General features: G+C 75.0%; 10 protein-coding genes. 7 read left to right on the plus strand and 3 right to left on the minus strand.

Annotated elements, in window-relative coordinates:
* Positions 1-143: 143 nt before the first annotated feature.
* Both PUR56_RS22095 and PUR56_RS22100 read right to left on the minus strand, forming a co-directional pair.
* On the minus strand, positions 144-2543 hold the full coding sequence (locus PUR56_RS22095) for an ATP-binding domain-containing protein (protein WP_329950180.1): 2400 nt from the start codon (positions 2541-2543) through the stop codon (positions 144-146).
* A gap of 300 nt (positions 2544-2843) precedes the next feature.
* Positions 2844-3824: an aldo/keto reductase gene (locus PUR56_RS22100; RefSeq protein ID WP_329950181.1), complete on the minus strand. Its 981-nt coding sequence runs from the start codon at positions 3822-3824 to the stop codon at positions 2844-2846.
* A 287-nt stretch (positions 3825-4111) separates the two neighbouring features.
* Here PUR56_RS22100 and PUR56_RS22105 point away from each other — a divergent pair, with 287 nt between their 5' ends.
* Complete coding sequence (locus PUR56_RS22105; RefSeq protein WP_329950182.1) at positions 4112-5158, plus strand: LLM class F420-dependent oxidoreductase; 1047 nt, start codon at positions 4112-4114, stop codon at positions 5156-5158.
* Positions 5159-5320: 162 nt separating this feature from the next.
* Here PUR56_RS22105 and PUR56_RS22110 read toward each other — a convergent pair whose 3' ends face one another.
* Positions 5321-6313 (minus strand): magnesium and cobalt transport protein CorA, encoded by a 993-nt coding sequence (locus PUR56_RS22110; RefSeq protein ID WP_329877749.1) that lies wholly within the window; start codon positions 6311-6313, stop codon positions 5321-5323.
* Positions 6314-6453: 140 nt separating this feature from the next.
* Between PUR56_RS22110 and PUR56_RS22115 the strand changes: the two genes are divergently transcribed.
* The 6 genes from PUR56_RS22115 to mshC all read left to right on the plus strand — a co-directional run bounded on the left by PUR56_RS22115 (position 6454) and on the right by mshC (position 12659).
* Positions 6454-7218, plus strand: a complete 765-nt coding sequence (locus PUR56_RS22115; RefSeq protein WP_329950183.1) for a histidine phosphatase family protein — start codon at positions 6454-6456, stop codon at positions 7216-7218.
* A 209-nt stretch (positions 7219-7427) separates the two neighbouring features.
* The gene (locus PUR56_RS22120) at positions 7428-7991 is read left to right on the plus strand and encodes a DUF3090 domain-containing protein (RefSeq protein WP_329877745.1); all 564 of its coding nucleotides are present in this window, start codon (positions 7428-7430) and stop codon (positions 7989-7991) included.
* Positions 7992-8209: 218 nt separating this feature from the next.
* Complete coding sequence (locus PUR56_RS22125) at positions 8210-8977, plus strand: SCO1664 family protein (protein ID WP_380361038.1); 768 nt, start codon at positions 8210-8212, stop codon at positions 8975-8977.
* A 247-nt stretch (positions 8978-9224) separates the two neighbouring features.
* A complete protein-coding gene (locus PUR56_RS22130; RefSeq protein WP_329950184.1) occupies positions 9225-10142 on the plus strand; it encodes a helix-turn-helix domain-containing protein in 918 nt (305 codons plus the stop codon).
* Positions 10143-10331: 189 nt separating this feature from the next.
* Entirely contained in the window at positions 10332-11216 is an 885-nt protein-coding gene (locus PUR56_RS22135) for a dioxygenase family protein (protein ID WP_329877741.1), read from the plus strand.
* Between the two features lie 213 nt (positions 11217-11429).
* Positions 11430-12659: a cysteine--1-D-myo-inosityl 2-amino-2-deoxy-alpha-D-glucopyranoside ligase gene (gene mshC / locus PUR56_RS22140; protein WP_329950185.1), complete on the plus strand. Its 1230-nt coding sequence runs from the start codon at positions 11430-11432 to the stop codon at positions 12657-12659.
* The last annotated feature ends 15 nt before the right edge of the window (positions 12660-12674 follow it).

Raw genomic sequence — 12674 nt, forward strand, 5'->3', positions numbered from 1 at the left:
TGCGCCGCCCCCGTCCCGGCCGGACCGGTGGCCGGTCCGCCGGCGGGCGAACGGTGAGGGTGACGGAACGCGACGGGAGGGCCCCTCGTGAACGAGGAGCCCTCCCGTGGTGCGGCCCGTGGGTGCGGCCGGCGGGGGCCGGGTCAGTACGCCTGGGCGGCGTTCTCGGCCAGGACGGCGCGGAGCCGGGTGGTGCGGGGCGACGCCGGGCGCTCGGTGACCGCCTGGGGGAGCGCCGGGCCGGCGGCGTGGACCACCGAGAGGTGGCGTTCGCCGCGGCCGAAGGCGGTGTAGACCCACTGGCGGGTGAGCGCCGCGGCCGCGTCGTCGGGCAGGACGACCACGGCACCCGGCCAGCGGCGGCCGACCGCCTGGTGGACGGTCAAGGCCCAGCCGTGCCGGAGCCGGGCGGCCTCGGCCGGCGGGACCGTCCGGCGGGCGCCGTCCGTGTACTCCAGGTGCAGGCCGGTGGCGTCACCGTCGACCACCCGGGCCAGGCGGGTGTGGCCGGGGGCGGGCGAGTCGGCCACCCGGTCGCCCGGGTCGAAGCCGCCGAACCGGCCCGGGCCCGGGTTGAGCCTGGCCTTGGCCGCGGCGTTCAGGGCCCGGGTGCCGGCGGTGCCGCCGTGGCCGGGGGTGAGCAGCACCACCTGCTCGGCCGGGATGCCGAGGGCGCGCGGGATGGAGTCGGTGAGCAGCTGGATGGCCCGGTGGACGGCCTCGCCGCCGTCCTTGGCGGTCAGGATGACCACCTCCTTGTCGGGCGCGTCGACCGGCTGGAGCTCGCCGATGCCGATGCCGGAGACCAGCTCGCCGATCGGGCCGAAGTCCGGCGTCCGGGAGGCCACCGCCGGGCAGACCTTGGCGGTGAGCAGGTCGGCGAAGAACCGGCCGGGGCCCGCCGACCAGAGCTGGCCCGGGTCGCCGCTGAGCACCAGCCGGGTGCCGTCGGCCAGCGACTCCAGCAGGGTGGCGGCCAGTTCGACGTCCAGCAGCGGGGCGTCCAGGACGATCAGGACGTCGAGCGCGAGCGAGCCGTCCGGGGAGCGCCCCGGTCCGGCCACGCCGGCCAGGAGTTCGGCCAGGGTGACGACGGGCGCGGTGCGGGGTGCCCCGGTGAGCGCGGCGAAGGCGGTCCGGCCCTGGTCGGTCCAGGTGGCGGCCCAGGCGCGCAGACCGAGGCCGGTGGCGGCGGTCAGCAGGGCGGCGGGTTCGGCGCGGGCGGCCTCGCCGCCGGTGTGCAGGACGAGGGCGCTCTCGGCGGTGGCCCGGATCAGGGCGTTCGCGGAGGAGGACGGGGCTGCGGCGGCGGCCTCCTCCCAGGCGGTCGGACCGGGTGCGAGGGGCGGCTCGGGGAACTCCTCGGGGGACTGCCCGGTGTCGGCGGTCCCCGCGGCGGCCTCTGCGGCGGCCGGGCCCTCCTCGTCGGCCAGGGCCCCGTCGTCCTCGCCGTCGGACGAGTCGTTCGACGAGTCGCCGGACGGCTCCTCCGACGATCCCTCGGAAGGCTCGGCGGCGGCCTGCTCCCCGCCGGCGTCCCCGCCCGTGTCCTCGCCGGTGTCCCCGCCCGTGTCCTCGCGGGTGTCCTCGTCCGCCGGGTCCTCCCCCGGAACGAAGGTCGACATCAGCCGGACCAGCCCGTCCGCCAGGCTCTCCTCCGCCAGCGCCAGCCGCTCCAGCGTGAGCAGCGTGCGGGTCGGCGGCTCGTCCTCCTCGTCGTCGGCGCCGGTGGTGTGGGCCTCGGCGCCGGTGAGTTCCTCCTGGAAGGGCATCGCCCGGCCGTCGAGTACGGCGGCCTGGACGGCGGCGGCGGAGTCCGGCACGCCGAGGCGGTCAAGTCCGGCCGTGACCTCGCCGATCTCCAGGGCCGAGTGGCCGCGCAGGGCCGCCTGCTCCAGCAGCCAGCCGACCAGCGCCTGGGCGCGGCGCGGGTCGCCGGGACCGGCTTCGGGGCCGAGCAGGCCGCGGGCGAAGCCGTCCGCGTGCTCGGGCCGGACGGCGGGCAGGGTCAGTACCGCCCACGGGTCCCTGCGCAGCTGCTCGGCGGCGCCGTCGCCGAACGCGGCCACGGCGGCCGGTGCCAGGTCGGCAGGGGCGCCGCCTGCGGCGAGCACCTCGGCCGTGTCCCGCAGCGCCTGGTCCCGCTGCTCGTCGGTGACGGGCCCGGCGGCTGCGGTCGCGGCGCTCCCGGGCGCGGGCCGATCGGTCGGAGCCTCGGTGGCGGAAGCCCGGTGAGCGGCGGGGGACCCGGCCGCCGATGTGGTGCCGGCCGCCCCGCCACCGTCCCTGCTGCCGCCGCGGTCGCCCCCGCCGGGCCGCCCGACGGCCCGGACCGCCTCGGCCAGCGCCGCCACGGCCGCCGCCTTGTCGGCCTTGCCGGCCTCGTCGTCGGACGCGGGCGCAGGGACGGACGCGGGCGCAGGTGCGGACGCAGGTGCGGGCGTGGACGAGGGGTCGGGAGAGGGTGCGGGGACGGCGGCGGAGCCGCCGGTGCCCGGGGTCGCCGAAGTCTCCTCCGGAGCGCCGTTCTCCGTGTCACTCATCGTTCGCTCCACAAAAGCTCAACTCCACTGCTGGGCACCGGCCGCCCCGTCGTGCGGGCGGTCGGCAGGTTCGGGCCGGCCGCGCGCCGCGCGGGGCGGCCGGGCCGACGATCGGTCGGTTCGGTACTACAGGGTCGGCACACGCCGGCGGGCCGTACGGTCCGTTTCGTACGAAACGGACCGTACGAAACGGACCGTACGGACGCCGCGGGCGGTACGGACGGCCACAGGCACTACATCACGTCGTTCGTTACGGGGTCGGGTCCGGTCCGTCGGGTCGCGGGGCGGGGGCGGGCCGTCCTACAGCTCGCTCCACCCCTGGTCGGGGTAGCGGTGGACCGGCGCCGAGATGTCGTCGAGCGCACCGCGGATCTCACTCGGAAGCGTAAGTGCCTCCACCGACAACGACGCCTGCAACTGCGCCACCGTCCGCGCGCCGACCAGCGCGCTCGCCACCCCGGGCCGGTCCCGGACCCACGCCAGTGCCACCGCCAGCGGGCTGCTGCCGAGCCCGTCGGCGGCGGTGGCGACGGCGTCCACGATCCGTCGGGACCGCTCCCCGAGGTACGGCTGCACGAACCCGGTGAGGTACGGCGAGGCGCCGCGCGAGTCCTGCGGGACGCCGTGCCGGTACTTCCCGGTGAGCACGCCGCGCCCGAGCGGGGAGGAGGCGAGCAGCCCGACCCCGCCGTCCTTCGCGGCGGGCACCGCCTCCCGCTCGATCCCGCGCTGGAGCAGCGAGTACTCCAGCTGCGCGCCGGCCAGCGGGACCCGGCCGTGGTGGGCGTTCTGCCAGGTGGCCGCCCTGGCGAGCTGCCAGCCGCTGTAGTCGCAGACCCCGACGTACCGGGCGCGCCCGGAGGCGACGGCGATGTCCAGGGCGCTGAGGGTCTCCTCGACCGGCGTGGCCGGGTCGAAGGCGTGCACCTGCCAGAGGTCGACGTAGTCGGTGCCGAGCCGGCGCAGCGAGGCGTCGAGGGCGGCGAGCAGGTGGCCGCGGGAGCCGTCGAAACGGCGGCCGGAGGCGGGGACGCTGCCCGCCTTGGTGGCGATGACCAGGTCGGAGCGGGGGATCAGGCTGTCGGTGAGCCGGGAGAGCAGGTACTCGGCGTCGCCGTCGGCGTAGACGTCGGCGGTGTCGACCAGGTTGCCGCCGGCGTCCACGAACTCCTTGAGCTGCTCGGCGGCCGTCTGCTCGTCGGTGTCGCGGCCCCAGGTCATGGTGCCGAGGCCGAGCCGGGAGACCTGCAGCCCGGTGCGGCCGAGGTGACGCTTTTCCATCGGACGGGCCCTCTCACTGGCCGATATCGAGGGGACATCGGGCGGACGTCGGGGGGAGATCTGGGGAGATCGGGGGGGGCAAACGCGCAGGTGGGGCATGGCGCCCCCACGTCGGCTGAGCGTAGCGGCCGGTGCCCGGGCAGGTGTGCAGACCCGCAGAACGATCACCGCCCGCCCGGTCGTCCGGGGCGCGGCCCGAATGTGACCCGGGTCACCGCTACCGGCCAGTAGCATGGCCGCCGGACGCCCGGTTACCCTCACGGAACACCTGACTGGAAGGCAGTGCCATGCGACTCGGTATCAACCTCGGCTACTGGGGACTCGGCATGGACGCCGACAACGTCGCCGTCGCGCAGGAGGCCGACCGGCTCGGTTACTCGGTCTGCTGGGCGGCCGAGGCCTACGGGTCGGACGCGGCCACCGTGCTGTCGTTCGTCGCGGCCAGGACCGAGCGGATCGACGTCGGCTCGGCCATCTTCCAGATCCCGGCCCGCACCCCGGCGATGACCGCGATGACCGCGGCGACCCTGGACACCCTCTCCGGCGGCCGGTTCCGGCTGGGCCTCGGCGTCTCGGGCCCCCAGGTCTCCGAGGGCTGGTACGGCGTGAAGTTCGACAAGCCGCTGGCCCGCACGCGCGAGTACGTCGAGATCATCCGCAAGGCGATGTCCCGCGAGCGGCTGGTCCACGAGGGCGAGCACTGGACGCTGCCGTTGCCCGGCGGGCCCGGCAAGCCGATCAAGCTCACCGTGCACCCGGTGCGAGAGCACATCCCGCTGTACATCGCCGCGATCGGCCCGAAGAACCTCGAACAGACCGGCGAGATCGCCGACGGCTGGCTGGGCATCTTCTTCGCCCCCGAGCACGCCGCGCTCTCGCTCGACCCGCTGAAGGCCGGCCGGGCCAAGGCGGGCAGGGAGCTGGAGGGCTTCGACCTCTGCCCGACCGTCACCATCGCGGTCGGCGAGGACATCAAGGCGGGCGTCGACTCCCAGCGCTCCTACGCCGCGCTCTACATCGGCGGAATGGGCAGCAAGGAGAAGAACTTCTACAACCAGCTCACGCGCCGCATGGGCTACGAGCAGGCCGCCGACGAGATCCAGGAGCGCTACCTGGCCAAGGACTACGCCGGTGCCGCGGCGGCCGTCCCGCACGACCTGATCGACGCCACCTCGCTGGTCGGCGACACCGCGCGGATCGCCGACCGGATGCAGGCCTACGCGGACGCGGGCGTCACCACGCTGACCCTGGCGCCGTCCGGCTTCACCCTGGACGAGCGGCTCCGGGCGCTGCGCACCGGTGTCGAGGCGCTGGAGCGCGCCGGGCTGGCCTGACCCGCGGGGCCGGAGCGGGCCCGGGGCGGACCCGCGGGGCCGGGGCGGGCCCGGGGCGGACCCGCGAGGCCGGGGCCGGAGCGGGACCGGAGCAGGGACCGGGGACCGGGGTGGAGGGGCCGGAGCCGGGGAGGTGGCGCGAGGCCCCCGCCCCGGCCCGTCTCACAGCCAGCCGTGCCGCTTGAACACCCGGTGCAGCACCAGGCAGACCGTCACCATCACCCCGACCGCGGCCGGGTACCCCCAGGGCTGGCGGAGCTCGGGCATGTCGTCGAAGTTCATGCCGTACACGCCGGCGATCATCGTCGGCACGGCGGCCAGCGCCGCCCAGGCGGAGATCTTCCGCATGTCGTTGTTCTGCTGCACGCTCACCTGCGCCAGGTTGGCGGCGAGGATGTCGGAGAGCAGCCGGTCCATGCCCTCCACCTGGTCGTTGGCCCGGGCCAGGTGGTCGGCGACGTCCCGCAGGTAGGGCAGCGCCTCGGGGCGGACGAACGGGACGCCGCCGCGCTCCAGCCGCAGCATCGGGTCGAGCAGCGGCCCGGTGGCCCGGCGGACGGTCACCAGCTGCCGCTTGTATCCGTAGATCCGGCTCGCGATGTCGCGGCCGACCCGGCCGGGGGCGAACACGTCGGCCTCCAGCTCGTCGAGGTCCGCCTGGAGCCCGACGGCCACGTCCACGTACCCGTCCACCACCCGGTCGCAGACCGAGTGCAGCACGGCGCTCGGGCCGTACCTGAGCAGCTCGGGCTGCTCCTCCAGCTCGTGGCGCAGCTCGCCGAGCGGGGTGTCGGCACCGTGGCGGACCGTCATCACGAAGTCCTCGCCGACGAAGAGCATCACCTCGCCACTGGTGACGGCGTGGCCGTCGGGGTGGTAGCCGAGCGTCTTGAGGGCCACGAAGAGCGATCCCTGGTAGACCTCCACCTTGGGGCGCTGGTGGGCGCTGACCGCGTCCTCGACCGACAGCGGGTGCAGACCGAACTCGGTGCTGACCTCGTCGAGTTCCTCGGTGGTGGGTTCGAACAGGCCTATCCAGACGAAGCCGCCCCGGCCTGCCGCCCGCGCGGCGGCGAGGGAGCCGGCGGGGTCCGCGGGCGTCGCGACCGGGCGGCCGTCCCGGTAGATGGCGCAGTGGACGATCATGCGGGTCATTGTCGCCCCTGGGGCGCCCCGGGGGGTACCTGCCGCGACCGGCGGTGCGGGCCGTCGGCCGGGCCCGGCGCGATCCTCAGCCCGGCCCGGCAAGATCCTTTCGACCCCGCGGGGAGCCGGGAAGCCGTAGGGTGGGCCCCATGCCGACCCTGCTGCTCGTCCGCCACGGCCGCTCCACCGCGAACACCGCCGGAATCCTGGCCGGTTGGACCCCGGGGGTGGACCTCGACGACACCGGGCGCGAGCAGGCGGCCGCGCTGGCCGGCCGACTCGCCGGGATCCCGCTGGTCCAGGCGGTCAGCAGCCCCCTGGAGCGGTGCCGGCAGACCCTGGAGCCGCTGCTCGCGGTCCGGCCCGAGCTGGCCGGTCCCGAGAGGGGCGGTTCCGCACCGGGCGAGCCCGCCCTCGACGAGCGGCTCGGCGAGTGCCACTACGGCGACTGGACCGGCCGGCCGCTCGCGGAGCTGGCGAAGGAGCCGCTCTGGCGCACCGTCCAGGACCACGCGGCGGCGGCGGCGTTCCCCGGCGGGGAGTCGCTGCGCGAACTGAGCCACCGGACGGTCGGCGCGGTCCGCGAGTGGAACGAGAAGGTCGCGGCCGAGCACGGCGAGGACGCGGTCTGGATCGCCTGCTCGCACGGCGACGTGATCAAGGCGGTGGTGGCCGACGCGCTCGGTCTGCACCTCGACCACTTCCAGCGGATCAACGTCGACCCCTGTTCGGTGACCGCGATCCGCTACACCGCGCGGCGCCCCTTCGTGCTGAGGATGGGTGACTCCGGCGACCTCACCTCGCTGGCCCCGAGGCCGGCCGGCCCGGGCCGGCCGGGAGGTCCGGGGGCGCCCGACGGCGACCCGGCGTCGAGCGGGGACGCCGTGGTCGGCGGCTCCACCGGGACGGCCTGAGCACCACCGCACGGCCCGGGGCCGCGCCGGACAGCCCGTCGCGGCGAACCTCCGCCCGCGGTGCCCTGTTCGCGGGCCTCCCCGCCCGGGGCTCGGCTCCCCGGCGCGGCCCGGGAGGTCGTAGGGTGACCATGAGTCCCCCGGACCCCGGCCGACCCCCATATCCCCGAACGATCCCTACGACGATCGAGACGATCCGGAGCGAGAGCGTGCCCCGTCAGGTCTACTTCTACGACCAGCCCGAACGGTTCGTGGCCGGCACCGTCGGCCAGCCCGGCGCCCGGGCGTTCTACCTCCAGGCGAGCGCCCGGGGGCGGATCACCAGCGTGCTGCTGGAGAAGACCCAGGTGACCGCGCTCGCCGAGCGGATCGAGGAGGTCCTCGACGAGGCGCTGCGCCGCAGCGGCGGATCGGCGTCCATCCCGCCGACCGCCCCGCAGGACCTGCTCGACACCGCGCCGCTGGACCTGCCGCTGGAGCAGGAGTTCCGGGTCGGCACGATGGCGCTGGCGTGGGACACCGTGGACAGCTGCCTGGTGGTCGAGGCGCAGGCCCTGGTCGAGGACGAGGAGGAGGAGGGCGCCGCCGTCTTCGAGGACGACGAGAACGGCCCGGACATGCTCCGGGTGCGGCTCTCCGGCGCGATGGCCCGGGTGTTCGCCAAGCGGGCGCTGGACCTGGTGGCGGCCGGTCGCAAGCCCTGCCCGTTCTGCAACCTGCCGCTCGACCCGGAGGGCCACCTGTGCCCGCGCGCGAACGGCTACCGGCGCTGAACACCGGGACCCCGCCCCGGGCCGAGGGCCCCGACGCCGCCGGGCCCGCGACCGCCGCGCCGGACGCCCCCGGGCCCGGAACGGCCACCGACGGCGACACGGCCACCGGTAGTGACACGGCCACCGACGGCGACACGGGCGCCGACACCGTCGAGGCGCCCCGGGCCGACCCGGCGGCGGCCGCCGCGCTCGCCGCCGACCCGTCCACCGCGCTGCGCCTGCTCCGCGAGGGCACGCTGACCGTCCACGGGCGGCTCACCGACGCCTCCAACGCCGCGCTCTACTGCACCGTCGCGCTGGACGACCGCACCGCCCAGGCGGTCTACAAGCCGGTGGCCGGCGAACGTCCGCTGTGGGACTTCCCGGACGGCACCCTGGCCGGCCGCGAGATCGCCGCGTACGAGGTGTCGGCCGCCACCGGTTGGGCGCTGATCCCGCCGACCGTGCTGCGCGAGGGCCCCCACGGGCCGGGCATGGTGCAGCTCTGGGTGGAGCCGGACCCGGACGCCGAGCCGCTGCTCGCACTCCAGGACCCGCGCGGCGCGGAGGCGGGCTGGTTGCCGATCGTCCGGGCCGAGGTGGGCGGCGGGCGCACCGCCCTGCTGGTGCACCCCGACGACGAGCGGCTGCGGCGGCTCGCGGTGCTGGACGCCGTGCTCAACAACGCGGACCGCAAGGGCGGCCACCTGATCCCGGCCGCCGACGGCCGGATCTACGGCATCGACCACGGCGTCACCTTCAACACCGAGGGCAAGCTGCGCACCCTGCTCTGGGGCTGGGCCGGGCAGCCGTTGCCCGCCGAGTCCGCGGAGGTGCTGGCCGGACTGGCCGAGGAGTTGGACGGCGCGCTGGGGGCGCGGCTGGCGCCGCACCTGACCGTCGCCGAACTGGACGCCACCCGGGCGCGGGTGGCGGCGCTGCGCGTCACCGGGGCCCACCCGCTGCCGTCCGACGACTGGCCGTCCATCCCGTGGCCGCCGATCTGACCCGGGCACACCCGGGCGGGGAGCACTCCGTCCGGCCGTGCCGCCCGGCCCGCGGCGCCCTGCCGTAGGACCCGGCCGTGGAACCCTGCGGTGGCGCCCGGCCGCAGAATCCGGCCCGTAGCGCCCGGCCCGTCGCGACACCACCGTGTCCGAACCACCCGGCCGTGGCCGCGCCCGTGCGTCCGACGGGCCTCCGCAGCCGGAAGTGGTCTGGACCGGTATGCCGGACCGGCCGCACACTGCGACGATGGACGAGCGACGGACCACCCCCCACCTGGACCTGCCGCTGCACCGCTTACAGGTCCCGTTGCCGCATCTGCTCCCCTTCGCGATCGGCAGTTTCGACACCATCGGCCCGCTCTCCCGCGCGGGCTTCCCCCACCGGCACTCCTTCTACGAGATCGTGTACGTCACCGGCGGACGCGGCGCCCACGTCCTCGACCTGGCCCACCGATCGCTGCAACCACCGCAGTTGTGCGTGATCGCGCCCGGCCAGGTGCACTACTGGGCGGACGCGGACGACCTCACCGGGCAGGTGGTCCTCTTCAACGAGGACTTCCTGCTCGCCCACCCCCAGGACCTCGCCGCGCTGCGCACCCTGGCGGCCCGTCCGGCCGTGCGGCTGGGCGAGCAGGCCGGCCCGATCGCCGCGCTGCTGGCCGACATGGAGGAGGAGTTCCGGGCCCGGCCGACCGGCTACCCGGGGGTCCTGCGGGCCAGTCTGCACATTCTCATCGTCCGTGCGCTGCGGGCCTGTTCGCCGGCCGGGCCGGGGGCGTCCCCCGGTCGCACCGGCGATCTGGCCGCCGCCTTCACCCGGCTGGTCGCGACCTCGGGCGGGGTGCAGCGTTCGGTCGCCTCCTGCGCCCACGAGCTGGGCGTCTCGGTGAGCCACCTGCAGGCCATGGTCAAACAGGCGACCGGTCGGACGCCGGGCCGGCTGATCCGCCAGCAGCAGACCCTGGAGGCGAAACGCCTGCTGGCCTGCACCGAACTGACGGTCCGCCAGGTCTCCAGGGAGGCCGGGTTCGGTGATCCGGCGTACTTCTGCCGGTTCTTCCGCCGGGAGACCGGGATGACGCCGGGGGAGTTCCGTACCCGGGTCGGAGGAAATCACCACGATCCCCGGATCAGGTCCATCGCGGCGGCTCCGGACGGCCCGTAGTTTAACTGCTGGCCACCGGCGGCCCGCCCGGCGCGAGCGGGTCGGTCGCCGGCCGGGTCCTTGTCATGCCCCCACCATGGCAAGGGCCGCCCCCAGACCGCCCCCCACGGGCTCCGGTGCGGGTCCCTGCACCGTCCCCCTACCCCTGGCACGAACGATCCCCCACACTCACACCGAAGGAGTCGGCGCATGCCCGCGTCCGAAGAGCCCACCACCGGGACGGACGGTCCGATCGACCGCCGGATCAGCCGCAAGACCGTCCTGAGGGCCGCCGCCGTGCTCGGCACCGCACCGCTGCTGGTCGGCGGTGGCGTCGCACTGGCCCGTGACCGGGTCGGCACCGGCGAGACCCCCGATTTCACCCCGGCCTGCCACGACGGCGACGCTCCCACCATCGAGCAGACCGAAGGCCCGTACTTCAAGCCCAACTCCCCGCTGCGCAGCTCGCTGATCACCAGCAGCACGCCGGGCACCCGGCTCACCGTCAGCGGCTTCGTCTTCGGCCGCGCGTGCCTGCCGATCTCCGGTGTACTGCTGGACTTCTGGCAGGCCGACGTCAACGGCGCCTACGACAACGTCGGCTTCAACTTCCGCGGCCACCAGTTCACCGACGCCAAGGGCGCGTTCAGCCTGACCACGATCGTGCCCGGCCTCTACCCGGGCCGCACCCGGCACATCCACGTCAAGCTCCAGGCGCCCGGCCGGCCGGTGCTCACCACCCAGCTCTACTTCCCGAACGAGCCGCGCAACAGCACCGACACCATCTACGACGCGCGGCTGCTGATGAACGTCCGCCAGGTCGGGTCGGCGAAGGAGGGCACGTACGACTTCGTCCTCAACGTGCCGCAGACGCCCAACCCGACCCAGACCCCCACCCAGACGCCCACCCAGACCCCGACCTCGACCCCGACGTCGACCCCCACGGGCGGGACCACGACGTGGACCGTGGGCACCTCCTACAACGCGGGCGACCGCGTCACCTATGCCGGCGTCTCCTACCGCTGCCTCCAGGGGCACACAGCCTTCCCGGGCTGGGAGCCGCCGAACGTTCCGGCCCTCTGGCAGCGGCTGTAGCGGCTCCGGCCGTATCACCGGTGGGTCGCGAGCGCCCGGTCGGCGGCAGGGCCGGCCGGGCGCCTCGATCGGACCCCTCCCACCAACGGGCAGGGGTCGTCAAGCCATGCGCACTATCAGTCCAGAACCGCTCAGGCAACGAAAGCAGGCGAATCCAGTCGATCTTCCCGACTGGTTAGGCTTTCAAATGTTCGCGCGGTTAAAGTCATTCCCATGCATGCCTGGCCCGCTTCCGAGGTTCCCGCCCTGCCTGGTCAGGGGCTCCCCCTTCGTATCCACGACACCGCTACGGGTGTCGTCCGGGAGGTCGTGCCGCAGGACGGCGCCGCCCGGATCTACGTCTGCGGCATCACGCCCTACGACGCGACCCACATGGGCCACGCCGCCACCTACAACGCCTTCGACCTGGTGCAGCGCGTGTGGAAGGACGCCGGCCACGACGTCCTGTACGTCCAGAACGTCACCGACGTGGACGACCCGCTGCTGGAGCGCGCCGTCGCCACCGGACAGGACTGGACGGTGCTGGCCGAGCGCGAGACCGCGCTCTTCCGCGAGGACATGACCGCCCTGAGGCTGCTCCCGCCGGCCCACTACATCGGCGCCGTGGAGTCGATCCCGTGGATCGTCCCGCTGGTCCAGAAGCTGCTGGCGAGCGGGGCCGCCTACGAGCTGGACGGCGACATCTACTTCTCCGTCGAGTCCGACCCGCACTTCGGCGAGGTCTCCGGGCTCGCCCGCGAGGCCATGCACCCGGTCTTCGCCGAGCGTGGCGGCGACCCGGACCGCCCCAACAAGCGTCACCCGCTGGACGCGCTGCTCTGGCTCGCCGCCCGTCCGGGCGAGCCGGCCTGGGACACCGAGCTCGGCCACGGCCGCCCCGGCTGGCACATCGAGTGCGTCGCGATCGCCCTGCAGTACCTGGGGATGTCCTTCGACATCCAGGGCGGCGGCAGCGACCTGTCCTTCCCGCACCACGAGATGGGCGCCGCGCACGCCCAGGTCGCCACCGGCGCCCACCCGTACGCCAAGACGTACGTGCACGCCGGCATGGTCGGCCTGGACGGGCACAAGATGTCGAAGTCCCGCGGCAACCTGGTCTTCGTCTCGGCCCTGCGCCGGGAGGGCGTCGACCCGGCCGCGATCCGCCTCGCCCTGCTCTCGCACCACTACCGCGAGGACTGGGAGTGGACCAAGGCCACCCTGGACGAGGCCGTCGAGCGCCTCGCCCGCTGGCGCGCCGCGGTCAGCCGCCCGGACGGACCGGACGCCGAGCAGCTGCTCACCGAGGTCCGCGCGGCGCTCGCCGAGGACCTGGACGCGCCCGCCGCGCTCGCCGCGGTGGACCGCTGGGCGGAGCGCCAGCAGACCGGGGGCGGGTCCGACATCGGCGCGCCCGGCCTGGTCACCCGCACCGTGGACGCGCTGCTCGGCATCGCGCTGTAGCCGTCGGCCGCTCCG

Origin of the sequence: Streptomyces sp. BE303 (assembly GCF_036290945.1) — a bacterium.
Lineage (GTDB): Bacteria > Actinomycetota > Actinomycetes > Streptomycetales > Streptomycetaceae > Kitasatospora.